The sequence below is a fragment of the Blautia sp. 1001283B150304_161114_C9 genome (genome assembly GCF_015668165.1).
Taxonomy (GTDB): Bacteria; Bacillota; Clostridia; order Lachnospirales; family Lachnospiraceae; genus Blautia_A; species Blautia_A wexlerae.
On sequence record NZ_JADPGO010000020.1, the window covers coordinates 39,279 to 66,248 of the forward strand.

Annotated in this window: 25 protein-coding genes; 2 read left to right on the top strand and 23 right to left on the bottom strand. The window is 42.7% G+C overall.

Annotated elements, in window-relative coordinates; genetic code table 11:
• Nucleotides 1–99 precede the first annotated feature (99 nt).
• The 4 genes from I4V44_RS11195 to I4V44_RS11210 form a co-directional block, all read right to left on the bottom strand.
• Nucleotides 100–1,080: an ABC transporter permease gene (locus I4V44_RS11195; RefSeq protein WP_008707922.1), complete on the bottom strand. Its 981-nt coding sequence runs from the start codon at nucleotides 1,078–1,080 to the stop codon at nucleotides 100–102.
• A 12-nt stretch (nucleotides 1,081–1,092) separates the two neighbouring features.
• Nucleotides 1,093–2,172, bottom strand: a complete 1,080-nt coding sequence (locus tag I4V44_RS11200) for an ABC transporter permease (RefSeq protein ID WP_008707921.1) — start codon at nucleotides 2,170–2,172, stop codon at nucleotides 1,093–1,095.
• Nucleotides 2,169–3,704 carry an ABC transporter ATP-binding protein gene (locus tag I4V44_RS11205; RefSeq protein WP_196002722.1) on the bottom strand — a complete coding sequence of 512 codons (1,536 nt, stop codon included), beginning with the start codon at nucleotides 3,702–3,704 and terminating at the stop codon, nucleotides 2,169–2,171. The genes I4V44_RS11200 and I4V44_RS11205 overlap by 4 nt, the downstream gene beginning before the upstream one ends.
• A 254-nt stretch (nucleotides 3,705–3,958) precedes the next feature.
• Entirely contained in the window at nucleotides 3,959–5,089 is a 1,131-nt protein-coding gene (locus tag I4V44_RS11210; RefSeq protein WP_370792857.1) for a BMP family ABC transporter substrate-binding protein, read from the bottom strand.
• 468 nt (nucleotides 5,090–5,557) lie between these two features.
• On the opposite strand from I4V44_RS11210, the gene I4V44_RS11215 reads away from it, so the two are divergent.
• Nucleotides 5,558–5,731 (top strand): DUF362 domain-containing protein, encoded by a 174-nt coding sequence (locus tag I4V44_RS11215; protein ID WP_008707918.1) that lies wholly within the window; start codon nucleotides 5,558–5,560, stop codon nucleotides 5,729–5,731.
• 69 nt (nucleotides 5,732–5,800) lie between these two features.
• On the opposite strand, the gene I4V44_RS11220 is transcribed toward I4V44_RS11215, so the two are convergent.
• The 13 genes from I4V44_RS11220 to I4V44_RS11280 form a co-directional block, all read right to left on the bottom strand.
• On the bottom strand, nucleotides 5,801–6,271 hold the full coding sequence (locus I4V44_RS11220) for a MerR family transcriptional regulator (RefSeq protein ID WP_008707916.1): 471 nt from the start codon (nucleotides 6,269–6,271) through the stop codon (nucleotides 5,801–5,803).
• A gap of 406 nt (nucleotides 6,272–6,677) precedes the next feature.
• Complete coding sequence (dnaB, locus tag I4V44_RS11225; protein WP_008707914.1) at nucleotides 6,678–8,006, bottom strand: replicative DNA helicase; 1,329 nt, start codon at nucleotides 8,004–8,006, stop codon at nucleotides 6,678–6,680.
• Nucleotides 8,007–8,026: 20 nt separating this feature from the next.
• On the bottom strand, nucleotides 8,027–8,473 hold the full coding sequence (rplI, locus tag I4V44_RS11230) for a 50S ribosomal protein L9 (protein ID WP_008707912.1): 447 nt from the start codon (nucleotides 8,471–8,473) through the stop codon (nucleotides 8,027–8,029).
• The gene (locus I4V44_RS11235; RefSeq protein ID WP_118610580.1) at nucleotides 8,470–10,521 is read right to left on the bottom strand and encodes a DHH family phosphoesterase; all 2,052 of its coding nucleotides are present in this window, start codon (nucleotides 10,519–10,521) and stop codon (nucleotides 8,470–8,472) included. Before I4V44_RS11235 ends, rplI begins: the two co-directional genes overlap by 4 nt.
• Nucleotides 10,522–10,773: 252 nt before the next feature.
• Nucleotides 10,774–11,037 carry a 30S ribosomal protein S18 gene (gene rpsR, locus I4V44_RS11240; RefSeq protein ID WP_008707906.1) on the bottom strand — a complete coding sequence of 88 codons (264 nt, stop codon included), beginning with the start codon at nucleotides 11,035–11,037 and terminating at the stop codon, nucleotides 10,774–10,776.
• 36 nt (nucleotides 11,038–11,073) lie between these two features.
• The gene (locus I4V44_RS11245) at nucleotides 11,074–11,529 is read right to left on the bottom strand and encodes a single-stranded DNA-binding protein (RefSeq protein ID WP_055200869.1); all 456 of its coding nucleotides are present in this window, start codon (nucleotides 11,527–11,529) and stop codon (nucleotides 11,074–11,076) included.
• A gap of 79 nt (nucleotides 11,530–11,608) precedes the next feature.
• On the bottom strand, nucleotides 11,609–11,896 hold the full coding sequence (rpsF, locus tag I4V44_RS11250; protein ID WP_020993443.1) for a 30S ribosomal protein S6: 288 nt from the start codon (nucleotides 11,894–11,896) through the stop codon (nucleotides 11,609–11,611).
• A 110-nt stretch (nucleotides 11,897–12,006) separates the two neighbouring features.
• On the bottom strand, nucleotides 12,007–12,198 hold the full coding sequence (locus I4V44_RS11255) for a DUF951 domain-containing protein (RefSeq protein ID WP_008707901.1): 192 nt from the start codon (nucleotides 12,196–12,198) through the stop codon (nucleotides 12,007–12,009).
• 96 nt (nucleotides 12,199–12,294) lie between these two features.
• On the bottom strand, nucleotides 12,295–13,017 hold the full coding sequence (locus I4V44_RS11260; protein WP_119243342.1) for an NAD-dependent protein deacylase: 723 nt from the start codon (nucleotides 13,015–13,017) through the stop codon (nucleotides 12,295–12,297).
• 144 nt (nucleotides 13,018–13,161) lie between these two features.
• Complete coding sequence (srtB, locus tag I4V44_RS11265; RefSeq protein WP_118610570.1) at nucleotides 13,162–13,974, bottom strand: class B sortase; 813 nt, start codon at nucleotides 13,972–13,974, stop codon at nucleotides 13,162–13,164.
• A 122-nt stretch (nucleotides 13,975–14,096) separates the two neighbouring features.
• Complete coding sequence (locus I4V44_RS11270; RefSeq protein ID WP_196002723.1) at nucleotides 14,097–15,647, bottom strand: AAA family ATPase; 1,551 nt, start codon at nucleotides 15,645–15,647, stop codon at nucleotides 14,097–14,099.
• Nucleotides 15,648–15,830: 183 nt separating this feature from the next.
• The gene (locus tag I4V44_RS11275) at nucleotides 15,831–17,069 is read right to left on the bottom strand and encodes a vWA domain-containing protein (protein ID WP_196002724.1); all 1,239 of its coding nucleotides are present in this window, start codon (nucleotides 17,067–17,069) and stop codon (nucleotides 15,831–15,833) included.
• Nucleotides 17,038–17,394, bottom strand: coding sequence for a hypothetical protein (locus tag I4V44_RS11280; protein ID WP_008707895.1), 357 nt, complete (start codon nucleotides 17,392–17,394; stop codon nucleotides 17,038–17,040). Before I4V44_RS11280 ends, I4V44_RS11275 begins: the two co-directional genes overlap by 32 nt.
• Nucleotides 17,395–17,503: 109 nt before the next feature.
• On the opposite strand from I4V44_RS11280, the gene I4V44_RS11285 reads away from it, so the two are divergent.
• Nucleotides 17,504–19,225 (top strand): ABC transporter ATP-binding protein, encoded by a 1,722-nt coding sequence (locus I4V44_RS11285; RefSeq protein WP_118610572.1) that lies wholly within the window; start codon nucleotides 17,504–17,506, stop codon nucleotides 19,223–19,225.
• Between the two features lie 296 nt (nucleotides 19,226–19,521).
• Here the strand turns inward: I4V44_RS11285 and I4V44_RS11290 are convergent, their stop codons facing one another.
• The 6 genes from I4V44_RS11290 to I4V44_RS11315 form a co-directional block, all read right to left on the bottom strand.
• The gene (locus I4V44_RS11290; protein WP_196002725.1) at nucleotides 19,522–20,754 is read right to left on the bottom strand and encodes a 6-phosphofructokinase; all 1,233 of its coding nucleotides are present in this window, start codon (nucleotides 20,752–20,754) and stop codon (nucleotides 19,522–19,524) included.
• A 145-nt stretch (nucleotides 20,755–20,899) separates the two neighbouring features.
• Nucleotides 20,900–22,291, bottom strand: coding sequence for a uracil-xanthine permease family protein (locus tag I4V44_RS11295; RefSeq protein ID WP_025579386.1), 1,392 nt, complete (start codon nucleotides 22,289–22,291; stop codon nucleotides 20,900–20,902).
• Between the two features lie 160 nt (nucleotides 22,292–22,451).
• Nucleotides 22,452–24,173, bottom strand: a complete 1,722-nt coding sequence (locus I4V44_RS11300) for a S8 family peptidase (RefSeq protein ID WP_022380550.1) — start codon at nucleotides 24,171–24,173, stop codon at nucleotides 22,452–22,454.
• Between the two features lie 60 nt (nucleotides 24,174–24,233).
• A complete protein-coding gene (locus I4V44_RS11305) occupies nucleotides 24,234–25,016 on the bottom strand; it encodes a prolipoprotein diacylglyceryl transferase (protein WP_118610574.1) in 783 nt (260 codons plus the stop codon).
• Between the two features lie 55 nt (nucleotides 25,017–25,071).
• Nucleotides 25,072–25,908, bottom strand: coding sequence for a hypothetical protein (locus tag I4V44_RS11310; RefSeq protein ID WP_022380551.1), 837 nt, complete (start codon nucleotides 25,906–25,908; stop codon nucleotides 25,072–25,074).
• A gap of 7 nt (nucleotides 25,909–25,915) precedes the next feature.
• Complete coding sequence (locus tag I4V44_RS11315; RefSeq protein ID WP_196002726.1) at nucleotides 25,916–26,776, bottom strand: HdeD family acid-resistance protein; 861 nt, start codon at nucleotides 26,774–26,776, stop codon at nucleotides 25,916–25,918.
• Nucleotides 26,777–26,970: the final 194 nt, after the last annotated feature.

The window sequence follows — 26,970 nt, forward strand, 5'->3', positions numbered from 1 at the left end:
GTATATTTCCTCCTTAATTTTTCTTCATACTACTCAGCTTTTATAGCTTCTGATATTATAATACTATTTTACTCTGGAATCAACTGCAAACTTTTAATTTTATCGTTCCTCCCTGAAATACGGAAGTCCCAGCGCAGCAGGCGGCTGGTGTTCCTTTTTCTTTCGGAAGCTTGTGAATACCAGTACGATAATCGTTACCACATAAGGCAGTGCTTTAAATACTTCCTGCATGCTTCGTCCAAGTCCCGGGATATAAAGATACAGAATATAAAGAGCTCCGAACAGGAATGCTCCCCAGATTGCATTCAGTGGTTTCCATAATGCAAAGATTACCAGTGCAACAGCAAGCCAGCCACGATCTCCAAAACCATTGTCTGTCCAGGTTCCTCCTGAATATTCCATTACGAAATAGAGTCCGCCCAGACCTGCCAGACCTGCACCGATACAGGTTGACAAATATTTATATTTGATAACATTGATACCTGCTGCATCTGCAGTTCCCGGATTTTCACCGATTGCCCTGAGATTCAATCCCGCTCTTGTCTTGAACAGAAAAAACGATAACAGGACTGCTATAATAATACAGAGATATGTAAGAAAACCATAATTAAATAAAATACCTCCGATAACCGGAATCTTAGACAATCCCGGGATTTTTGCCGTATAGGCACTTCCTGTTACTTTTACGGAAATCTGTCCTACACCGCCTGCAAGCTTGGAAATAGAACCGCCAAAGAAGTTACCAAAACCTGTACCAAAAATGGTAAGTGCAAGACCTGTTACATTCTGATTTACACGAAGTGTGATAGTCAGGATACTGTAGATCAGACCACCGATTGCAGCACATGCAAATGCACACAAAAACGATATCAGTACACCCACAAGTGCATTGGGATCAGGATTATCCTTCTCATAGAGGAAAGCTCCCATCAAACCTGAAATGCCGCCCATATACATAATTCCCGGAATACCAAGATTCAGATTACCGGATTTCTCTGTCATAATCTCACCAAGCGCCCCATACAGAATACAGATGCCCTGGACAATTGCTTTTTGAATAAAAACTATCAGTACACTCATTGCCGCTACCTCCTATTTCTTTGCACGCTTTACTCTGTAGTTGATAAAGAATTCTGCACCGATCAGGAAAAACAGAATGATTCCCAGAAGAACATTGGAAGCATTCTCATTCAGTCCATACTGTGTTGCGATCTGTACGGCACCCTGGTTCATAAATACGATGCCAAAGGAAACTGCAACCATAATAAATGTATTAAACTTGGAAAGCCATGCGACAATGATCGCAGTAAATCCACGACCGCCTGCTGTTGCAGTGGAAATCGTATGGCTGGCTCCGCTGACAATAACAAAACCTGCAATACCACAGATTGCACCGGAAATTGCCATTGTACGGATAATAACCTTTTTCACCTGGATACCGGCATATCTGGCAGTATTCTCGCTCTCACCTACTACTGCGATCTCATAGCCCTGCTTACAGTATTTCAGATAAATAAACATTCCCACTGTCAGAATCAGGACAATGACTACATTCCAGCCATATTTCTGTCCGAACAATTCCGGAAGCCATCCGCCTTTTGTAGCCTGATTGATGATACCGACTGTATTGGAACCTTTCGGATTTTCCCAGAATACAATACAATAAGTTACTACCTGCATGGCAACATAATTCAACATCAGAGTAAACAGTGTCTCATTTGTATTCCAGTTTGCTTTAAATACAGCCGGGATCATTCCCCAGATCATTCCGCCAAGTGCACTTGCCACAAACATTACGATCAGGAGTAACCCTGTAGGCATCTTATCTCCTGCATAGATCATGACGGCAGCAGAGCAGGCACCACCGATCAGGATCTGACCTTCTGCACCGATGTTCCAGAATTTCATTTTAAATGCAGGTGCCAGACCAATGGAAATACACAGCAGTACCATTGTATCTCGTATAGTCTGCCACAGACGGCGATCCGAACCCATTGCTCCATCCCAGATTGCCTTATAGACATCCACCGGATTCATCTTTACCAGGGCAACGATCACCGCTCCGCACACGATCAATGCAAGGATCAATGCAATGAAACGGATCAGAAGACGTTCCTGCCATCTGGCTTTGTTTCTTCTTTTACTTACCTGTAAGAAAGGTTCTTTCTTCATGCCTGTGTCCCTCCTTTTTCATGCTTCGTCATAAGAATCCCGATTCCTTCTTTCGTTGCAGTTCTTCCATCCTCAATTCCGCTGATTTTACCTCCGCAGAACACTGCAATCCTGTCACACAGTTCAAGAACTACATCAAGATCCTCAATAACACAGACTACTGCAACCCCTTTTTTCTTCTGTTCATTCAGAAGACGGTAGATCACATGGGAGGTATTGACATCCACCCCTCGAGTCGGGAAAGCTACCAGAAGCACTTTCGGATTCTGGGCGATTTCTCTTCCTACCAGAACCTTCTGTACATTTCCTCCTGACATCTGACGGACAGGTGCAGAAATACTTGGAGTCATGACTTCAAGCTGTCCTTTAATTTTTAATGCCAGTGCCTTTGGACCTTTTCGATCCAGGAATGGACTTTTGCCATTGCGATAGCTTCTGAGCATCATATTATCGGTCATATCCATATCGCCCACAAGCCCCATACCAATACGGTCTTCCGGAACAAAAGCAAGACTGATCCCTGCTTTATTAATGGAGATAGAATCCATCCCTGCAAGCTCTATTCCTTTTCCATTATCATCAAGCAAGGTAATCGAACCACTCTCAATTGCCTGAAGTCCTGCAATCGCCTCCAGAAATTCTTTCTGACCGCTTCCTGAAATGCCGGCAATACCCAGAATCTCTCCTGCATTTACTGTCAGATCAACATCATCCAGAGTTTTTACCTCTTCTTTGTTTTTACAGTTCAACCCTTTGACCACTAATCGTTTCTTTACATTCTCCGGTTCAGGACGGTCAATATTAAGATCTACTCTGCCGCCTACCATCATCTCTGACAGACTCTGCGCATTCGCCTGAGCTGTTTCTACTGTATCAATATACTTTCCTTTTCTGAGGATTGCCACACGGTCTGATAATGCCAGAACTTCCTGAAGTTTGTGTGTGATGATCATAATGGAACATCCATCTTTTCTCATATTTCTTAAAATATCGAATAACCGGTCAGACTCCTGTGGTGTCAGAACTGCGGTCGGCTCATCCAGAATCAGAATCCTCGCGCCACGGTAGAGCATCTTTATGATCTCAACTGTCTGCTTCTGGGAAACGGACATTTCGTAGATCTTCTGTGACAGATCCAATTCAAAGCCATATTTATCTGCCAGCTTCTGAATATTCTCTGTGATCCTCTTCATGTCCAGCTTTCCCTTTCCCGGAAGTCCCAGAACAATATTCTCTGCTGCTGTCAGTACATCTACCAGTTTAAAATGCTGATGTACCATACCGATTCCCAGTTCATAGGAATCTTTCGGTGAACGGATCGTTACTTCTTTTCCATTTACAAAAATATGTCCTTCATCCGGATAATAAATTCCATAGATCATATTCATCAGAGTTGTCTTTCCGCTTCCGTTTTCCCCCAGAATTGCAAGAATCTCCGATTTTCTCAGTGTGAGATCTACATGATCATTCGCCTGGACCGAACCAAAACTCTTGGAAATATCTCTAAGTTCAAGTGCATAGTTTTCTCCCACTATCGTTTCCTCCTTTTATCTAATGATATCCAATCTACAGTAAAAGTCCTGTCTCTTTGACTGCCGATATCATTTAATCCTACTTCTGAATTATGGAATTGCTCTCCTGTATACTCCATAATACAGCAAAAGAAACCTTCTGTCAGAAGACTTCAAGACTTCTTTTGCACGTACGATATGAAAACAGCAGAGCTGCCGCCCGGGCAGCCCTGCTGTCGTAAATTGCTCCGCGCTTTGCAGCTCCAGCAATTTTCTTATTCTGTAATAGATGTAATTCCATCAATCGCAATATCAAATGCAGGTGCGGAACCATATTCAGATTCATGGAAGTATCCGTCAGAAATGTACTCTGTATCACCCTTCTTATAAGTATCAAGTTCCTTGCCGTCTACTGTAAATGCAGATGTATCAAATACATGAAGGGAACCATCAATGAGCGCATCTTCCACTTCTTTGACCTTTTCTTCTGTACCCTCTGCTACAGTTTTGTCATTGAGAGCTGTGATCTTATCTGCACCTTCCGCAAATCCTTTACACCAGTCAGTATCAATTGCTGTGCCGTCAAGCATACACTGTACTGCGTATGTATAATATACACCCCAGTCCATAGATGCAGAAGTAAGTGCTGTGTTCGGAGCAACAGATGTCATATCAATATTATAACCTACACATGGAACTCCTGCTGCTTCGCATGCTGTAGGAGCACCTGTTGTATCTGCATGCTGGCTGATCAGTACACAGCCGTCAGAGATCAGAGCATCTGCGCACTCTTTCTCAAGGTCAAAGCTTGCCCAGCTGTTTGTATATTTTACTTCCATTGTTACAGACGGGCATACGCTCTTCGCGCCAAGATAGAAAGCTGTATAACCGGAGATAACCTCTGCGTATGGGAATGCACCTACATAACCCATCTTGCATGCGTCTTCTTTTACTGTGCCGTCCTCGATCATTTCATTCAGTTTCAGACCTGCAACTACACCTGACACGTAACGTGCTTCATAAATATTTGTAAAATAGTTATGCATGTTGGAAAGTCCGCTGGATGCAGCCTGTGTTCCTGTTGCATGACAGAACTGAACCTCCGGATATTCCCCTGCCGCTTCCAGTATATAAGTCTCATGTCCAAAGCTGTTTGCAAAGATGATCTGACATCCCTGATCTGCAAGGTCTGCTGCCGCATCATAGCATCCTTCATCTTCACCGATGAGAGTTTTCTCAATAATCTGAGAATCGTCAAGCCCAAGCTTCTCTTCCATCTCATCAATTCCTTTCATATGAGCTGCTGTGTAACCTTCATTCTCATCACCGATATAGATCACTCCTACTTTCAGGTCCTCTTTTGCAATCCCTTTGCCTTCATCTTCTGCAAATACCGGTGCACTCATGGAAACCGCCATTACTGTTGCAAGTCCAATTGCCAATGCTTTCTTCATTCTTCATTCCTCCATTCTTTCTATTTGTTTTCTGATTCCTGCTACGGAACAAAAGAGGCACAACTTTCTGTGTTATGCCTCCTTGCAAGTATCTTTACTATAACCGTTTATGTCTGAATTGTCAATAAATTCAGCAAAAACGCACTTTCTTTTTGATACTCTTATTTTTTTTGTATATTAACAGACTATTTTCCATCACACAAATGCCTGTATTTTGGCAGGATAATTTCTCTGCTCGGACAGACATTCACATGTCCGTCAGCTATTTGTAATCTGCAGGTAAAGTAAGCAAATACTAACTTAATATTATTTTATAATGTATCTGATTTTATACTTGTAATTCAGACAAAGATATATTAAAATGTATGCAGAACCCCGAAAGGGGCCTAAAACGTTATTACGATAAGGAGGATTCTAATTATGGCATATGTAATTTCAGACGAATGTGTAAGCTGTGGAACATGCGAAAGCGAATGTCCTGCAGAAGCTATCTCTCAGGGAGATGAGCATTATGTAATCGACGCTGATGCATGCTTAGACTGCGGAACATGTGCAGATGCATGTCCAACAGAGGCTATTCATCCAGCAGAATAATTCATGATTTCAAAACAGCTTCATCTCTGTTTACCGCAGAGACGAAGCTGTTTTCTTTATGGATAACTTTTACAAATGTTTTCTTCTGATCCTCCTGCTTCTTTTTTCCAGTGCTGCAGCAGCCTCTTTTCTCGCAAGCTGTCTGTTACGGATCGTTTCATCCAGATCCCGACACTGGTCTTCTCCCTCTTTTTTCATATGTAACTCCTGGGCGATCAGACGTTCCATGATTTTCTGAAATTCAAGTATTTTTTCCCTCTCAGGCTGTTCATCTTCAAGAAGCTTCACTTTGCTCGCAGTAGTCCCGGGTGCAGTCCTTGAAATTCTTGGAACCAGTTCTTTGATTGCTCTCAGGGCAAGTCCTCTTTTCTTTAGTTCCTTTATATTAGCCAGAAGCGTAATATCATTTCCTGTATAGTAACGATGTCCCTGCTCATTCCTGCATATCCTCAGTTCCAGTTCTTCCTCCCAGTACCGGAGGACCGATGCCCTCACGCCAAGGATTTCTGCGGTCTGAGTCACAGTATACCGCTGCTCCATGCTGCCCCTCCTCCTTTTGAGTCCATTTTTTCATCAGAAACCACTGATGCATATCAACAACTCAATCTATCACCTGATATCATTGAACCACTGCACTGTAAAAACAGCTGTCGTAATCCTGATATCATGTATATTTATTATAAAACGCCATACCGAGATTGCAAGAAGTTTTGATTGACAAACTTCCCTATAAAACTTTATTTTGACACAAAAAACAGGGAAACAGTACCGGATTCTCCCCCTGATACTGTTTCCCTGTAAAATTTTTCTATAGCAATCCTCGTAAATAATACATTTAAGACAATTCAGCAGGATTTCACACTCTGATGGGCTGGATTAAGATGCATTATTTTAGAGGATTGCTATAATATTATTCCAGTCAAAGATCAAACTCCTCTGAGATAGCTTATTTCTTCATATTCACAAACTGTGTATATCTCGGCAGCCATACCAGTTCTACTGTTCCGATGGGACCGTTTCTCTGTTTGGCAATGATGATCTCTGCAATGTCCTTCTTCTCTGTATCCTTATGATAATAGTCATCTCTGTAGATAAACATTACCACATCGGCATCCTGTTCAATGGCTCCGGATTCTCGAAGATCCGAAAGCATTGGTCTGTGATCCGGACGCTGTTCCACCGCACGGCTGAGCTGAGACAATGCGATCACCGGCACATTCAACTCTCTGGCAAGAGCTTTCAGAGAACGGGAAATATCTGAAATTTCCTGCTGTCTGGAATCACTTTTTCCACTTCCGCTCATCAGCTGCAGATAGTCGATCATGATAATCCCGAGATTATGTTCCAGCTTATATTTCCTGCATTTGGAGCGCATTTCCGCAATAGAAATACCCGGCGTGTCATCAATGATCAGATTAGATTTACCGATAATATCTGCTCCTTCTACCAGTTTTGTCCAGTCCTCATCTTTCAGATTACCTGTTCTCATATTCTGGGAATCTACATGAGATTCCATTGCCAGAAGTCGGTTCACCAGCTGTTCCTTTGACATTTCCAGACTGAATATGGCAACTGTGACATCCTTTCGGAATGCCATATACTGTGCAATGTTCAGTACAAAGGCTGTTTTCCCCATGGAAGGACGGGCTGCGATCAGCACCAGATCAGAAGGATGCATACCGGATGTTTTATAATCCAGATCCATAAAGCCTGTGGGAATACCTGTTACAGAACCCTTAAGCTTAGACGCTTTCTCAATGTTATTAATGGCATTCAGAACTACCTGCTGGATTGGAACATATTCTTCATTGTTGCGTCTCTGGAGAATATTGAACAGTTTTTTTTCTGCTTCTTCCAGAATAATCTCTGTATTCTCCTTCTCCAGATAGCAGGTGTTGGCAATCTCTTCATTTGCCTTGATAAGTCTGCGAAGGACTGCTTTCTCACTGACGATCTTTGCGTAGTACTTCACATTTGCAGAAGTAGGAACCGCTGAAATCAGATCTCTTACATATTCCATACTGCTGATATCCGGCGGGAGTTCTTTCTCCTTTAAACGATTCTGAAGGGTCACCAGATCTACCGGTTTCCCTTCATTACACAATTCCACCATTGCATCAAAGATGATGCCATATTGTTTCTGATAAAAATCATCGCTGGTAAGTATCTCAGATGCCACAAGGATCGCATCTCTGTCCAGGATCATTGAGCCGATTACAGACTGCTCTGCCTCTATACTGTGGGGGAGTATTCTTTTAATCAGCGCTTCTTCCATTCTTTATCCCTCCGGAAGACTTATGCTTCTTTTACCCATACTTTAAGAGTTCCTGTTACCTTAGGATGTAATCTGACAGGCACCTGGGTAACACCAAGTGTACGGATTGGCTCAGGAAGCTGCAGTTTCTTTTTATCAATGTCAAGATTCAACTGTTTCTTTGCTGCTTCAGAGATTTCTTTGGAAGAAACGGAACCAAAGGTTCTTCCGCCTTCTCCTGTTTTCAGTGTAAGGATGATTTCTTTTGTCTCGAGATCCTTTGCAAATGCCTGTGCTGCTTCATATACTTCTTTTGCGACCTTCTCTTCGTTTGCTTTCTGAAGTTTCAGATCATTTAAATTCTTAGGAGTTGCCTCCAGCCCCAGTTTCTTAGGAAGGATCATGTTTCTTGCATATCCGTCACTTACATTTACAATCTGTCCCTTTTTTCCAAGTGCTTTTACGTCTTCAAGTAAGATTACTTTCATTTTGTGTTTTCCTCCTGATATTCCTGATCTATGATGTCTTTAAGCATTCTCTCCACCTCATCCGGAGAAGCCTTGACCTGGGCACCGGCAATATTCATATGACCGCCTCCGCCCATCTTTTCCATCATTACCTGTACATTGACTTCGTCAATAGCCCTGGCACTGATATAAACTTCATTATTGTACTGAGTCAGTACAAAGGATGCCTTAACCCCTGCAATATTCAGAAGCTCATTGGCTGCCTGTGCTCCTATAACTGTAGGACTGTCCAGATTTTCACTTGGACATCTGGCAATGGCATAGCATTCTCTGTAAATCTGTGCAGTTCTCACTGCTTCTGCACGTGCCTGATAAGATTTCAGATCATCCCTTAACAGTTTACGTACTCTGGTCACGTCTGCTCCACTCCTTCTTAAGAATGCAGCAGCCTCAAAGGTACGTACACCTGCTCTTGTAGTAAAATTGTTTGTATCGATCATAATTCCCGCATAGAGACAGTCAGCCTCCATATTGCGGATACGCAGGTCATCCGAGAAATACTGCAGGATCTCTGCTACCATCTCACAGGCTGAGGATGCATAAGGCTCCACATAGGAAAGCACCGCATTCTCTATCACTTCGCTTCCCCGCCTGTGATGATCCAGCACAACAATTGTCTTTGTCATGTGCAGAAGCTCCTCGCATTCCGTATAGCTTGGTCTGTTAGTATCAACTACAACCACCACTGTATTGTTATCTACCATATCTTTAGCCTGCTCGCTGTCCACAAACATAGATGGCTCGTAGTCTGGATTATTCACATATCCTGCGATCAACGGTCTGATAGATTTTGTCGGATCATTCACTACAATACTGACAGATTTTCCAAGTGTTTTACCTGCACGGAAAATACCGATTGCTGCTCCCAACGCATCCACATCTGTGATTTTATGTCCCATGACAACGACTCTGTCTTTCGTACTCATAAACTCTTTCAGTGCCTGCGCTTTTACCCTGGCTTTTACGCGGGTATTCTTCTCCATCTGCTGAGTCTTTCCGCCGTAATAGGTAATATTATTTCCATTCTTAATAACAACCTGATCACCGCCACGTCCAAGTGCCATCTCTATAGCAATACGTGAATACTCATAATTTTGAATATACGTGGAGGCATTCAGTCCCACACCAATACTCAAAGTGATTGCCATCTCATTTCCGATATTAACTGTTTTAACCTCGTCCAGAATATGAAATCTCTGTTCTTTCAGAGCCTCAAGCGAACTCTGGCGCATGATCAGGAAATATTTGTCCTTCTCAAGTTTCTTTACAAGACCATCGAAATTGGAAAAATATTTCGTAATCTTCCGGTCAATCAGAGCAATCAGAAGTGAACGTCTCACATCCTCTACACTCTCAAGTGCTTCCTCATAGTTATCCAGATAAGCCAACGCTACAACAAGCTTATTGTCTTCATTCTTTTTAATGTAAGACTTCAGTTCTGTATCGTCATACAGATACATGGCGATCAGGCTGACATTCCTGTTTGGATTCTCCAGAAACTCACTTTTGGCAACCACTTCACCAAGAGACACCCTCTGCATGGAAATACGATAAGTCTTCTCTCCAAATCGAGTACTGATCTCAGCAGTCTCTTTCTTATCTGCAACCGGTAATTTGTCAGCTGTTACATCCGGAAAAACAGTGCTGACATTTTTCTTATAAAACTGATCTTTACCTGTAAGCTCCGCAAATACTTTGTTGGACCAGATCATTCTGCCATTCATATCCATAATGGCATAGGGCAATGCCAGTTCTTCAAGGATTCTCTTTTCAAGCGAATCATACTGATTGGCAAAGGCTATCAGTTCATTTACAATGAACGGTCTGTGGCATCGGAGTATTATTACTGCACATCCCACATAAATCAGGATTCCACCTGACACAATAATACCAGCCTTCACGCTGACAAAATATACCCAGATATTAAGTACGATCAGTAAAGCCGAGAGAATCAGAGGCCACCGCATGAATGCTTTCATATGCCCTTTTAATTTCAGTTTATCACTCATATCTTTCTTTCCGTTCTTCATCATTCTATTTGTTTCGCCTGTACACAGCAAATGTGCTGCATATAGGCAGGTTCTGTGAAAAGCGCCCTTTGAATCATATTATAACAGATTTGAACAGAATTTACCATAGCAACAGAAGAACGCACAAAAATAATGGTTATTGTGTTACTGTTCATTCTGTTCTATAGCAATTCTCGTAAATGCAAAAATGCTGCTCCGCCAAATGCGGAGCAGCATTTATCATCTTCAGAATTAGTCCTGGATGTATGGCATCATAGACATATGACGTGCTCTCTTGATAGCAACTGTCAGTGCTCTCTGATGTTTTGCACAGTTTCCTGTGATTCTTCTTGGGAGGATTTTTCCTCTTTCAGAAACATATTTTCTTAATTTTGCTACATCCTTGTAGTCGATCTCGTTATTCTCTTTACCACAGAATACGCAAACTTTTTTTCTTCTGCGGCCGCCTCTTCTCTTCATTGGAGAGTCTGGTCTTTCGCCTCTATTGTAAGCCATGATTGCTTTCCTCCTATTTTATTCTATCAGTTTGTACTAATTAAACGGCAGTTCTTCATCAATTCCATCCGGAATGTTCATGAAACCGTCTGCACTGGCTGCTCCCGGAGCCGGCATGGATGGTGCAGGTGCTGATGTCTGAGGATGGGAAGCTACGTAATTATCGCTGGCTGCCTTGCTCTCAGCAAACTCCTGTTCCTCAACTACTACCTCTGTGGTGTAAACCTTCTGGCCATCACGATTGGTGTAGCTGCCTGTCTGAATGCGTCCTGAAACAACAATTCTAAGTCCCTGACGGAAATACTTCTCTGCAAACTCGGCTGTACGTCCAAAGGATACACAGCTGATAAAGTCTGCTGTTGCTTCACCGTCACGGCGGAATCTTCTGTCTACTGCCAGTGTATATCTGGCAATTGCCAATGCATTCTCTCCTGCGGAATATCTCACCTCAGGATCTCTTGTTAAGCGTCCCATTAAAATTACTTTGTTCATATAAATACCTCTTCGTTTCTGCTTTGAATGGTTGAACGGATCAATTAATGGTGCCTTCTAAAATCCACCCTGTATAAGATTATGCGTCTTTTCTTACGACTAAGTATCTTAATACATTGTCCATGATGCGAACGTGTCTTTCAACTTCCGCCGGGCACTGTGCGTCTGCTTCAAACTGAATGAAATAGTAGAAGCCTTCATGCATTTTCTGAATTTCGTAAGCTAATTTTTTCTTACCCCATTCTTCTACTTCTGTGATAGTGCCGTTGTAACGTGTGATGTATCCTTTTGCTTTCTCAACAACTGCATCACGTACTTCGTCTTCAACTTTTGCACTAACAACTAATGCTAACTCGTACTTGTTCATGTCTTGCTTTACCTCCTTATGGTCTGTTGGCCCTTTGCCTGTCAAAGAGCAAGGATATAAAATATATCACGAGTGTTGATTCTAACATAGTTTTTCGTGTCTGTAAAGTACTATTTTTCTTTTTTTATCAAATTTTTAGTATTTTTCTCAACCATCTTGCGCGGTACCATGATCTGATGTCCGCATCCTGTACATTTCAGGCGGAAATCAGCACCTACCCTTAAGATTTCCCAGTCTCTGCTTCCACAGGGATGGACTTTCTTTAATGTAACAATATCACCAACTTCATAGGGAAGTCCCATAATCTCTTACTCCTCTTATATAACTTTGACAGTAACTGTCCTGTACTTCGCCAAATAGCGAACCGCTGAACAGTTACCCTTGATTTTTCAGACACGCTAGCAATGAATCTGTGAAAATACCTGTCCGATCGGCTCCTGGATCAGAAGGTCTGCATATCTGTCTCTCGGAGTCGGGGATTTGTTGATCACTACAAGGTGCTCTCCCCGGAAGTAATCGATCAGTCCTGCTGCCGGGTAAACAGCCAGGGAAGTTCCCCCTATAATCAGCACCTGTGCCTCTGAGATTGCCTTCACTGCTTCATTGATCGTCTGATTGTCCAGACCTTCTTCATACAATACCACATCCGGCTTGATAATTCCACCACATTCGCATCTCGGAACACCTGTGGATGCTTTCATGTGGGCAAAATCATAAAATCTGTGACACTTCATGCAGTAATTGCGGTATACACTTCCATGAAGCTCCAACACCTTCTTACTGCCTGCCATCTGATGCAGATTGTCGATATTCTGGGTAATAACTGCTTTCAGTTTGCCTGCCTGCTCCAGTTCTGCCAGCTTCAGATGTGCTGCATTTGGTTTTGCAGTGTCACAAAGCATCTTGTCTCTGTAGAATTTGAAAAATTCTTCCGGCTTTCTCATAAAGAATGTATGGCTTAAGATCGTTTCCGGAGGATAGTCATATTTCTGATGATAAAGTCCGTCCTGACTTCTGAAATCCGGGATTCCGCTCTCTGTGGAAACACCTGCGCCGCCGAAGAAGACAATATTGTCATATTTGTCTACAAATTCCTGTAATCTCTCAACTTCTCCTGCCATTTAGAATTCCTCCTTTATTTTTTCCAAACACTGTTACTGCAATTTTATCATCTGCTTTTACAGCAATACACCTTTCTTCTGATTCAGACAACTGTTCTTTAACCGAATCAAGTAGCAAAGCGGATGATCTTATCCTCTTAACTTCTACTTTTCAACATCAAGTGTATCTACACGTTTTCCCTGGACAACATAACGGGTTGCCTCGTTTCCTGTACAGGTAGACAGAGTAATGATCTTGTCCTTTATGTTCATTCCTTCTGCATCTGTCCGGATCTCGGAATATCCTCTGATCTTTTCCAGATATTTTTCAAATTCCTCACCCGGTCCCTTAAACAGGGTATAGGTATCACTGTTCACACCTGTGGTGTACGCAGAAATAATCTCATACCTGTAGTTTTTCTCAGGTGTAAAGATCCAGAAATATTTGCTCTTCTTATAAGTCTCTTCATCCTGTGTAAACTTCTTAAGCTGAGCAAACATGGAACCATTTTTCATATTATGGCCATACACGATCGTATTACAGTCACTGAAATCACCTTTGTTTTCATAGTCCACAAAGATAGTACCTGCAAAATTGTAATTCTTCTCATAAGTTCTGTGAAGATAAGTTTCATTGTCTTTGCCATGCACAATGGGATAATTGATATCCGGCACTGCTTCCACATAAATCCATCCCACTACATCATCATTTACACTTTTAAGAGATGCAAAGTCAATATCCATAGGTGCTTTCAGCTCACTGCCGGCTTCCGGTCCTGCCGCTTCTCCATCCGGATCTCGTTCTGTTACCGCCATCTGTGTGATCGAATTGTACTCATCCGTACCTTTCTTATATTCTGTATAAATATGAAACAGATTATATCCTGCATAACAGAATACACAGATTGCTGCGATCAGAACAACCGTCAACACAACATCCCCTGCTGTCTTCTTTTTTTTAGGCTGTTTTTCTGACATTCTTCCTCCATTTCCGCAGCACATTGCTGCTATGTATCAGCTGCTGTCTGATTGACTTCTATATAATATACAGACATCCGTTTCCAACCGCTGTCTGTGACAGACTATTATACCCGGTCACATCATTCTTCCTGTAATCCATCATGCACTGCCTCCAGACACGCTTTTCGCAGTTCATTTTCTTCTTTATTATATAAAAGCATCTCACTGTGTTCAAAATATGCCGGACAGCCATTTCCGGCAATAAACGAAGTCATTGCCTTATCCGCTGTGATCCCTGTCACGAAAAGCAGCATTTCCTGATTTTCGCCAAAGCTCTCTTTAATAAATGAAAAGGCATTCTGCAGCTCTCCCTGAAGTTTCTGTATCAGATCTTCTCTGCATACTGCTTCTTTTTCAAAACATTTACTGATCCGCTTAAATCCATTTTCAGCTGATCGCACATGATCTTGCTTTGCTGTCAGAATATATTTCCTCAGCCTGCGGATCGCTGTCTCCTGATATTTCTTTTCTCTTACTGAGATCAGTTCCATCTTTACTTTGATCTGCAGACTGTTTTCCTGTTCCTGCGCAAATTCTTCAAGCAGTGAAATCCCCAGCTTCTCCTCCTCAGCATTCTTTCGCACCTGATTTCTCAAATGCAGAAGCATTTCATGGAGTACCTCAAGCTGATAATCTGCCTGTCCGTATTCTTCTGCTTTTTCTCTCAAAGCCCCCAAAATCAGATTTACAACTGCAAAACGCTCCTCAAAAGCTCCGGCTGCAGCCATCTTTTTCTTTTGCTCCAGATTCTCCAGACTCAGATTTCCGGACAGGATTGATGGAATTTCATAATCCTCCCCATACTTTGTATATAACTGATAAAATCCTGCAAAATCTCTGGCTGTTTCCTCTTTCTGGAGAAATTCCTCCACCAGTTCCTCACTAATCCCGATTCCCAGCTTTTCATAGCTTTGCAGAAGTCTTGAAAGATCCTCCCATCCCCTGGCAGTCACAAAGAATTTACCGTCTACTGTATTCTCCACCGCATAGAAATTGTTTTTCTTCACAGACAGATAAGAAATGATCGCCTGGTGCACATTCTGCTGTCCTGCATATTTCAGCCAGATATCGCAGTCAGGCTCAATTGTAAGCTTACGGACACGGTCGAGTGTGACAATATCAAATTCCCTGACAGATTTATTATACTCCGGTGGATTTCCCGCTGCTACCAGAATCCAGCCTTCCGGAATCTTATGACTTCCAAAGGTTTTATTCTGGAGAAGTGCCAGCATTGCCGGTGCCAGGGTTTCAGACACACAGTTGATCTCATCAATAAACAGGATTCCCTCTTTCCTGCCTGTATTCTCCATACAATCATAGACAGATGCCACGATCTCACTCATTGTGTAATCTGTCACCATCATTCCTTTTCCACCGTAATTCCGTTTAACGATCTCCGGAAGACCGATGGCACTCTGACGGGTGTGATGGGTAATGGTGTAGGCTACAAGTCCCACACCGCACTCTGCTGCCGCCTGTTCCATAATGGCAGTTTTGCCGATTCCCGGCGGACCGATCAGCAACAGCGGTCTCTGACGGATCAGAGGATAAGTATAATATCCATTCTCATCCTTCGCCAGATATGCGCGAAGTGTATTACAGATTTCTGTTTTTGCTTCCTGTATGTTCATTTTATTATCATACTCCTGCTAATTATTTAGTTACTGTTCACTCCGTTCCCAGCAACACGCTTCGCGATGCACAGAATTTATGCTAATCGCATAAATTCGCGCAGTATGTCTCGGGTTTTCTGTGACCTTCGCTCACAAAAAACACCTCGCGGGATATTACCAGTGAACAGTAACATTATTTACTCAAACTGACATCTGCTCCGCAGTTTGCCCCATTCCTGTGATCAGACATTTCGCCCATGGCGGCACCAGTTTCATCTTGTCCGTCCGTTTCAGAAATACAAATGCAGTCTCATAATCCGGCTTTTGTCCCGGATAAATCCCGTCACCATCTGTAAAATAGATCAGTGCTCTGAGATTCTTCAGTTCTTTTCTCTCTTTTTCCTGACGGATCAATTCAAATACAGGGCGGAAATCTGTACCTCCCCTGCCCTGGATCTTAACGTTCCGGATGTGTTCCTTCCACTCTTCCTCAGAATGGATCACATCCACTTTCTGGATAAAACAGTCGCACTGGACGATATATACCTTCATCCTGCTGAAAAAATTCTCTTTTTCACTTAAAATCCCATAGGTTTCACCCAGAAATCTCTGTACAGTTTCTCCTGAACATGAACCGGATGTGTCAATGGCGATCACCAGCTCCTCCAGACGGTTTACTTCTTTATACTCCAACGGTTCTATCAATGGAATATTTCCATAATGTTCCATTCCAAAGCTGTAAAAAATATAATCAAAGCTCTCCGTATCCAGCTCCACTTCCTCCCGCAGTCTGCAGAACTGCTTCAGAAATTTCCGGTAATCATATTTACTGCGGTAGATCTCATCCAGTTCTTCCTGCTGATCGTTTGTCTGAGTCCCTGCCCTGCTTTGCATACCGGTCTTATTCTGTGAGGTATAAGCAAGGATATGTTCCCATTTTTCCTTTGTTCTCCTGCCTCCTGATGCCTGTCCGGCAGTTCTCTGCCAGAATATGTGATCATCAAAAGTATTTGTGTTCACCTGTGTATCATCTGATTTTCTTTTCTTCAGGCTGATTTTGCCTTCTCCGACAGCCTTGTCGATCAGCTGCTCTACAAAACAGTCGCATTCCCTGTCCCATTCACCGGAATCTCTGTCAGGTTCCATGAAAATATGAAGGTACAGACAGTGAAGCAGCATGTGCAGATATCCTCTTCTTACTGCTGCCGGATCTTCCAGATATTTTTTCATAAGAAATACCGGATTAAAATAAATCAGCTCCCCGTCTGTCCCAATTGTATCAATGCTGCTGTCTGCTTTGTATTCCAGACTTGTAAATGCCCCATCCAGATAGGGAAAGTCCAGATATAATTGATTTCTGCAGTTTTGCAGGATTTTTTTTCCGGTAAGTTCCTGCTCTGTTGTTGTTTTACAGTGAAAAGTCTTTTTTTTGGTATCCATATTTTTTATCTTTCAGATGAAGCAGCCATACCAGAGAACGCAGCTTTGCTTTTTCCTGTGCACATCTTATAAAATTCTCCAGCTCATTTGCGGAAAACCATCCGCATTTCTCGATCTGCTCCATCCTTTCTGTATCCTCATTCTCTATCAGAAGCTCCATTACAGAACGTATTCTGAGCTTCAGGTATTTCTGTATCTCCTGATATTTATCGGACTCTCTGTCCGGATTTTCCTGAAAATAAATCTCCAGAGCCTGTTCAAGCTTTCTGTCCTGCATCAGATCATCTTCCTCTCCTGTGAAATTACCATAACCACAATATAACACAAAAAAGCTTCCTTTTAAAGTCCTGTTCCTGCCCCTCTATTGACTTTCCTTTCTGTTATGTTACTATAAAATCACATATATTCTATCACAGATGAAAGGATTTTATCTTATGAATACTATCAAAAAATTCATCCACTACTATGGTCCGTATAAGACGGTCTTTTTTATTGATCTGATATGTGCTGCCGTGATCAGTCTGATAGATCTGGCATATCCTCAGATCCTGCGGACTATGACAAAAACACTGTTCACTCAGGATCAGTCAAGGATTCTTCATGCACTGCCTGTGATTGCAGGAGGACTCTTTCTTATGTATGTGATCCAATGTCTCTGCAAATATTATGTAACCTGCCAGGGACACATGATGGGAGCAAATATGGAACGGGATATGCGACAGGAATTATTTGATCATTACCAGCAGCTTTCATTTTCCTATTACAGTCAGAATAATTCCGGTCAGATGATGAGCAAGCTGGTCAGTGATCTTTTTGATATTTCCGAGTTTGCACACCATGGTCCTGAAAACCTTTTTATCTCTCTGGTAAAGATCATCGGTGCTTTTGTCTTTCTTTTCTTTATCAATAAGAAACTGGCATTTCCACTGATCATCCTCGTTATTGTTATGTTTTGGTTTTCCTTTAAGCAGAATGCCCGAATGCAGGCAACTTTTATGGAAAACAGACGTAAGATCGGGGATGTCAATGCAAGTCTCCAGGACACACTTTCCGGTATCCGTGTGGTACAGTCCTTTGCAAATGAGGATATTGAACATAACAAATTCAAAAAAAGCAATGAAGCTTTTCTGCTTTCAAAGCGTGATAATTATCGCTGTATGGGAAGCTTTATGAGCTCTAATCTGTTCTTTCAGGGAATGATGTATCTGGTCACTCTGGTGTATGGCGGTTATCTCATTGCCAACGGAGAAATGCAGACTGCAGATCTTGCCATGTATGCACTTTATATCGGAATCTTTATCAGTCCGATCCAGATTCTGGTCGAGTTGGTAGAAATGATGCAAAAGGGTCTTTCAGGCTTCCGCCGTTTCCTTGATGTTATGGAAACAGAGTCAGAGATCACAGACGCTCCGGATGCCAGAGAACTTACTGATGTGAAGGGACATGTAAGCTATGAGCATGTATCTTTTCATTACAGTGACGATAATACCCCTGTTCTCAGTGATATATCTATTGATATCCCTGCCGGAAAGTCTGTGGCACTTGTGGGTCCGTCAGGTGGCGGGAAAACTACTATCTGTTCTCTTCTGCCACGCTTTTATGATGTAACAGAGGGACGGATCACTGTTGATGGAAAAGATATCCGCGGCCTGACTCTGAAGAGTCTCAGAAATAATATCGGAACTGTACAGCAGGATGTCTATCTGTTTGACGGTACGATCCGGGATAATATTGCATATGGAAAACCGGGAGCTTCTGATGAAGAGATTATTGCAGCTGCAAAGCGGGCAAGCATTCATGATTTTATTATGGAACTTCCACAGCAGTATGATACCTATGTCGGAGAACGCGGAACAAGACTTTCGGGCGGTCAGAAACAGAGGATTTCCATTGCACGTGTGTTCCTGAAGAATCCGCCGATCCTGATCCTTGATGAAGCTACGAGCGCTCTGGATAATGAGAGTGAACGATGGATCCAGAGAAGTCTTGAAGAGCTTTCACAGAACCGTACTACTATTACTATCGCGCACAGACTTTCTACGATCAGGGATGCGGATGAGATTATTGTGATCACTGAGGATGGGATTGCTGAGAGGGGGACACATGAAGAGCTGTTGGATATGAATGGAGTGTATGCGGCTTATTATAATATGTGATTTTGTTTATAGTATCCGATAATAAACTGCGAAACAGTTATCTTTATATTTGCAATCTACTGATATATATTATAACAGCGCAGGAAAATTAATTGTCTGGCGTGCATTTGCAGGATACTTAGATATTCTTAGACGATAAAAATATGCGTTATGAGCCCACAGGGTCACTGTCTGAGCGACAGCGAGTTTGACCCTGCGGGCTCATGCTTTTAGCAGATTTTTATCGCCTTAGAATATCTTAGTGTCCGAAACCGCACGCCAGACAATTAATTTTCCTGCGCGTCCGTCAATCTATACTATTTTCGGTATACGAATGACGGGAGGCCGTCTTCGCCGCAGGGGATCTGTACTGTTCCCTGGATCAGAGGGCGGGCGTAGTTTATGAAGGCTTCAGTGACGTCAGATCCGTCTTCTGTGATCCACTCTGATGGAACTGTTTTTTCTTCGTTGCAGATGGCATTGACGTCTTCAAGACCACATTCCATGATATAGGTTCCGTCAGAGGTTTCTTTGCGGATAAATGAGATCATTTTTCCTGTTTCGCCGTTGAGAGCTGCCTGTACGCCGAATTCTCCGGCTTTGATGGCTTCCTGCTGGTCTGTGGCGGACATCATGGATGCAGAGCAACGCTGGCTGACGTTGAGTTCTACAGAACGGGCTTTTACACCGAGGCGGTTTCTGACAAGGTTTTCGAGATATTTACCACAGCCTGCCAGCATTTTGTGTCCAAAGGTATCAGTGCCTACGGAATTGTCGTATTCACAGATAAATGTGCCCTTGTCGTCATGGATTCCTTCTGATACGCAGACAATGACATTGCAGTTTTTCTCAAAGGAGTTCTCTACTGCTTTAAGAAATTCTTCCTGGTCAAAGGCTGTTTCCGGAAGGTAGATGAGAAGAGGGTTGTCTCCTGTATATTTGCGGGCAAATGCAGATGCAGCAGTGAGCCATCCTGCGTGGCGGCCCATAATTTCTATAATCGTTACGGATTTCTTTTCATAAACATTTGCATCTATGATAATCTCGCGGACTGTAGAAGCTACATATCTGGCTGCACTTCCAAATCCCGGAGTATGGTCTGTGTGGATCAGATCATTGTCGATTGTTTTTGGTTCTCCGAGGATACGGATATCACTGCCTGTCTGCGCAGCATAACGGGAAAGTTTGCTCACCGTATCCATGGAATCATTTCCACCGATATAGAAAAACCAGCCAATATTCATTTCTTCAAATTTTTTAAAAAGTCTTGGATAAACCGGATCTTCCAGTGATTCCGGCAATTTATAGCGGCAGGAACCAAGATAAGCACCTGGTGTGACTTTCAGACCGTCAAGTTTCTCTCCCGGAAGTGCTTCGGCAAAGTCAAGAACTGTTCCATTTAAAAATCCTTCAATTCCGTTTATCATTCCGTAAACATGCTCAATAGCTTCCGGATGACGCATTCCCTCGGATACAACTCCGTAAAGGCTGCTGTTAATTACTGCGGTAGGACCGCCGGACTGACCGACGATCAGATTCTTTCTGGACATAAGAAACCTCCTGTATCGTTTGATTTAATGTGATTGCTTTTCATTATATCATACAACTGCCTTCCATAGCAATTCAATAAAAAGGTGTGTTCCCACATCCCCCTGTGAAAGCACACCTTATATTTCCCATATTCAGTTTCTGTTTTTATTCCCCGAATTCCCTGTGGTCTTCTTCCAGTTTCTGTTCTATTTTAATCTTTTTTTTTGCCTCTTCTTTCTGCTCATCCCGTGTTTTCGGAAGGATCACATTAAGCATTACTGCAATAATAGTTGCAAGGACAACCGGTGATTTACCGAAAATTGTTGTTACCCATGTGGGAAAGCTTGCAAGTGCAGCTGTTGCCTGAGATACACCCATTCCCAGTGCAGCTGCAAGTCCTACGATAGATGAATTACGGTAATCCATCTCAGCAGAAGCAACCAGCTTCATACCTGTCATTGCGATCGATGCAAATACAGACACAGTTGCACCACCCAGTACACACTGAGGAATCGTTGTCAGGATAGCTGAGAATTTCGGAACCAGACCTGCTATACCGAGAATTGCAGCTGCAAGTCCCAGTACCCAACGGTTGATAACCTTTGTAGTTGTAACAATACCAACGTTCTGGCTGTATGTTGCTGTGGGAAGTCCGCCGAGCAATGCGCCTACAACGTTAGAAAGACCATAACCAACGATTCCGCGCTGCAGTTCATCATCCTTAGGTGTTCTGTCCATAGCTCCGATCGTAGTCGCTGAATAATCACCGATTGCTTGAATAGAGTTGATAGCAAATAAAATTCCCAGTGCAACACAGGAAGACGGCTCAAACTGTACTCCAAAATGCATCAGAGATGGAAGCTGACAGACACCTGCTTCCCCTATGCTTGAGAAATCTACCATTCCAAACGGAATAGAAACCAGATATCCCACTATAATACCGATCAGAATAGATGCCAGTTTCCAGATTCCCTTTCCAAAATGATTCAGAGCTGTAACAACGATCAGCGTGAAAAATGCAATTGCCCAGTTCTGCCAGGATCCGTAATTCGGACTGCTGGTACCGCCTGCCATATAATTAATGGCAGTCGGATACAGGGAAAGACCGATGGTAAATACGACTGTTCCTGTGATTAGCGGCGGGAAAAATACCCGAATCTTCTTGACCAGCAAACCCATAACAACTGCTACGATACCACCAACAATCTCCGCACCCATGATTGCTGCTATTCCATACGATTCCGCTATCGCCTGCATACTTGGCACGTAAGCAAAGCTGACACCCATGATAATAGGCAGGCCTGAGCCAATTGCAAATTTCGCCTTTCCGCCAATCGGAAACAGCTGAAGCAAAGTTGACAATGCTGCAATGACCAGTGCCGACTGGATCAGGATAACCTGGTCTTCTCTGGAGAGTCCGCCTGGAACTGCTCCGGAAACGATGATCGCCGGTGTGACACAGCCAACGATCATAGCTACGACATGCTGCATGGCAAGGGGTAAAGCCTCACTCATGCGGGGGATTCCGTCAGTTTCAAAAATACTGCCTCTCTTCATAATTGCCTCCCAATTTCTTTTGTACGATTGTAACATTTTTTGTCCAAAAAAACAATTAGACAGCCTAATTATTTTTGGTCTAAAACTATACAATATTTACTCTTAAAATTTGGTTATTATTTTATCTTTTATATGTATTTTCCAGTATTTCATAAACCTTTCAGTTTATAATCTCAAATGTCCGATACAGATCCAGTCTTCCATATCCCCATCCCGGATTGGGGTATTCCATCTGTTCTTCTCTCACTGCCCCTTTCTGCAGATAAAACTTCACCGTATTTCCCGATGCATAAGGAATATTTCCTCTCACGATAGCCCATTCCTGCACCAATGCTGCTGCTCCTGCAACAACAGCCGAAGAAAGACTGCTCCCCGAAGCCTTTCCAAACGCCCCTCCCGGCAATGGAATGAGCAGATCTACTCCCGGTGCTGCCAGATCAGGTGTCACCTGGTTATTTGGAGTAAACCCTCGCCCAGCCTGAAAATACAGACTGTTATCCAGATACTGATAAGCTGTTGCCGTAATACCTCTGGTTGAATCCCCAGGTGCAGTAACAGTTATATAAGGTGTAGACTCCAGAAAATAAGTATCCGGCGAAATCAGCCCTTGCACCGGAAGCCACATGTGAAACCTGCTTCCCGATATTCCTTTTTTACTGACATTTACCTTCCAGATACCTGCTGCCGGATGAAAGAAGCGAAAATAAATCAGCTGTTTCCCGGTCATCCGCTCCATCTTTACGTAATTGACCAGCACTTTCGTCTCCACAAAAATGAAACTTAATTCCTGAGTACCTGCACCAAGAGAACTGCTCACATACAGCTTTTCTCCTGCCGGTGACTGTAACGATATCCCATAGTCATCCGGCGGATCTCCCCAAAATTCCATGGAAAATCCTTCTTCTTTATCCGCAATACGAAGTTCAACAGTATCCTGATTTTTCACATAGTCCAACTCTGCTGTATAATGATGCTGTGCTGCACCCTCATTTCCTGCTGCCACAGATACTGATACCTGAGAATCTTCATTAATATAATCTACATATCGACTCAGCTCACTGTCACCAACATGTGCGCTCTGATTGGTGCCAAGTCCCAGACAAACGGAAACCGGCATTCCCATCTCTTGTGCCATCTTCACTGCAAAAGAAATCCCCAGCATAATGTCGTCTTCCTGAAATACCGGTGCCTGTGGCGGATACTGGTAAAATTTTCTCAGATAGGATTTTGCTTTCTTTAATTTCACCACAATGATCGTTGCTTTCGGAGCTGCTCCTGAGAAATTTTCTGTGGGTACAAAATTGCCTGCTGCCAGCCCTGCCATAGCTGTACCATGTCCGTTCTCATCCAATGAGGGTACAATCTCCTGTGGATTCTCCGACAGCAATGCCTGATTAATTTCCTCTCCGGTAAAAACCTTTCCATAAGGAACCTGTTCATCCTCATTTCCCGGAATTGTCTGATCCCAGATATATGCAATACGGCTTACATCTCCGTTTCGAAAGATTGGATTCAGATAATCAATCCCGGAATCAATCACTGCGATCACTGTGCCCTCTCCCTGAAGTTTCAGATAGGGATGATTATGTAACCGCGTAATCCCGGATGAATTTAATGCATCCGCATCCATAAATGTATAACACTTCGGCAAAGATGCATACGTATAGGAATTAATTTCCAGCGGACCAATCTCATTCAGCGGAATATATAGAATTCCAAACAATTCATTCACAGGAAGAAATTTTCCACCCATATTCTGTCCATGTTTTACAATAAAATCCCCGTACTCTTCATCCTGTGCCGGCGGTATTGACGGCTCAGCATGAATGCCCGGGGGGTTTTCCTGCTGTATCTGCACTTCAAAATCGTCAGGTCCGAACATTACTGTCCTCCCTGGATTTTTTATACATGATATGCACAATATATGCTCTTTATGACAATTCTAACCTTTACTGTTCAGACTGATATTCGCTTCCTGCTTTTGTTTCTTCACAACAGTCAGTAATAATATAATTCCAGCCACAGTTGTAAAAATACTGATAAACTGCGAAGTTGACAATACTCCTACGCTTCCTCTTTCAATATCTCCTCTGAAAAATTCGATCACAAATCTTCCTATACTGTAGAAAATAAGATAGCAGGCAGCCACCTGTCCATCTGCTTTCTTATGCTTTGCCACATAAAGCAGCAGCAGAAAATGGGCAAAATCCAAAAAAACGGAATAAATCTGTGTCGGGATCAGAGCAACATTGTTGGGTGCAAAATCTGAATTTGTAAACGTAACCGCCAGAGGCCCTGAAGTTTCTTTCCCATAACAGCAGCCTGCCAGAAAGCATCCAATCCTGCCAAATCCCTGTGCCAGTGCAATGGATGGCATCATCAGATCAAAATACTCCAGAAATTTCAACTTCTTTATCCTGCAGTACAGCCAGCCCACCAGAATTCCTCCGATGATCCCTCCATATACCACAAATCCATCTGATCCTATGATCTGCCTTGGATTCTGCAGAAATTCCCTCCAGTTGGTGATCCAGAACAAAATCTTCGCAGATGTAAATCCACCAATGGCGCACCACACTACCAGATAAAAAATATGTTCACATGCAAGTTTCAGTTTACGCGCTCTCTGCTCAGCCACAAACCAGGCAGCCAATACTCCCATGGCAATCATAAATCCATAACCATATACCGTCAACGGTCCTATATGCAACAATTCATTATGCATGTCTCAAATCCTCTCAAATCTTAAAATACTTCCTGTCACTCTCTCATTTTATTTATTATTCACAGTCGGATTTCCCAAATAAACCTTCAAAAACCTCCAGCAATTTTTCATTTGCATAATCATTGGCTTCATTCTCATGTACCGCTTCCGCATCTGCTTCTCCGCAGATATCCACACCGGCAATCTTTCCACTGCTTTCTTTTGCACATTCCAATACAGTCTGTACACCGGACACCAAAGTTGTCAGCCTCATATCCCCCTGGCTCCATGTCGTCTGTGCATCCTCTGTACAAAGCACATCTTTATCAACAGATATATATAATGGAAGGAATTTTTCAGCATCTTCCTGTAAACCTTCCGATTTTCTCCAATTACATACTTCACTGACTGTTTCCCTGAGAAACCAGTTTCTCTCTTCATCATTCATCACCTGAAGTTTCTCTCTGGAGAGAAATATCACTCTGTCCTTCAGATTCTCATCTACCTGCTCATAGGCTGCTTCATCCGGTCCCACAAGGATCACATATTTCAGATTCTCCAGTTCCTCCAACGCTGCCGCGATCCATCCTCCACACGACAAAATCCCACCAAAAGCCGGAGGCTGCATATCTGTATGATTATCGTATACCAGCAGACAGAACGGTTGATCCATTCTTGTCAGCCAAAGTCTTGTCATATAGTGATAATTGCCGGAATCAATAAAATGGATTCCGGCAGTTGGATAATTTTCTGTTCGTTTATTAATCTCTGCGATTGCTTCCTCATCACAATAGCAGTTTGTCCCACAGACATCCTGAAGCTCAATCCAGGATACCTGTCTGTTTTTCCAGAATTCTTCTTCTCTGTAAATTCCGGAGAAATTCATCAGTACAATGGGATTCTGTTCCTGCATATTTCACTCAGTCCTTCCATTCTTCCAGCGGTTCATCATGATTTTTCAGCATTTCCCGGATTTCTCTGCCGGGACTTTCCACGCCTTCATCCGGAGTCTGCATCTCTGCATCCAGAATGGCGTCTGCATCTGCTGCATCTGCAGTCTTCCCGGTTTCTATTTCCATCTCCGCTTCCTGAACCTGAGAATCTGTATCTTGCTTCCATTCTGTTTCATCTTCATTTAAAGATTTATCCTGCACTTTTTCGTCCAGACCTGCATCTGCCGGATCATCCCATGGTTTCTCTTTGCCATTCTCTTCCTGTTCTTTTTCAACACAGAGTTTTTCGGATTTTTTCATTCCAAGACGAATCATGATCAAAAATACAATGTCTGCCACTCCATCAGCAGTCAGAATAATTCCGGAAAACAGGATCATCCGGGTTACACTCAAAAAAGAATAGAGCAACATGGAAACACCCAGCACAATAAATACCAGACAGCCAATAAGAATAATCTTCCAGTGTCCTCTCTGGGCTTTTTTCAGTCTGTAACTTCCCTTTATCTTCCAGATACTGTCAACCAGTACCAAGGCTCCCAGTAAATATGGCAGGATTTTGATCACGATCTGCGGTGTAAAGAAAAGAAAAATTCCAAGCACCATGACGATCACACCCGTAAACAGATCAAGAATCGTTGCCTTTTCCTTCTCAGCTGTATAAATAACAATATGATAAATACCGGAAGCGATCATTACCAGTCCGAATACAATCTTGCAGATAATGTTTACGGTCTGGTCCGGAACCAGGAGCAGACACAGACCAAATGCCAGATAAAAAACTGATGATAAAATCTCGCTTTTTAAAAAATCAGAAACTTTTTTCCCCATAACCTTTTCCTCCTGACTGTATGATAGCAAGTCCACACCCACTCTTATTGCTTTTCGTAATCTCCGCAGGGGACTTACTTGATTCGGTTAAAAATACTATTCCATTTCTTCTAAAATAGTATAACTTCTTTCTTTCTCTTCGTCCACAGGCAACTGCATGACTTTGTGTAAAATTTGTGAATTTTTCCTTGAAG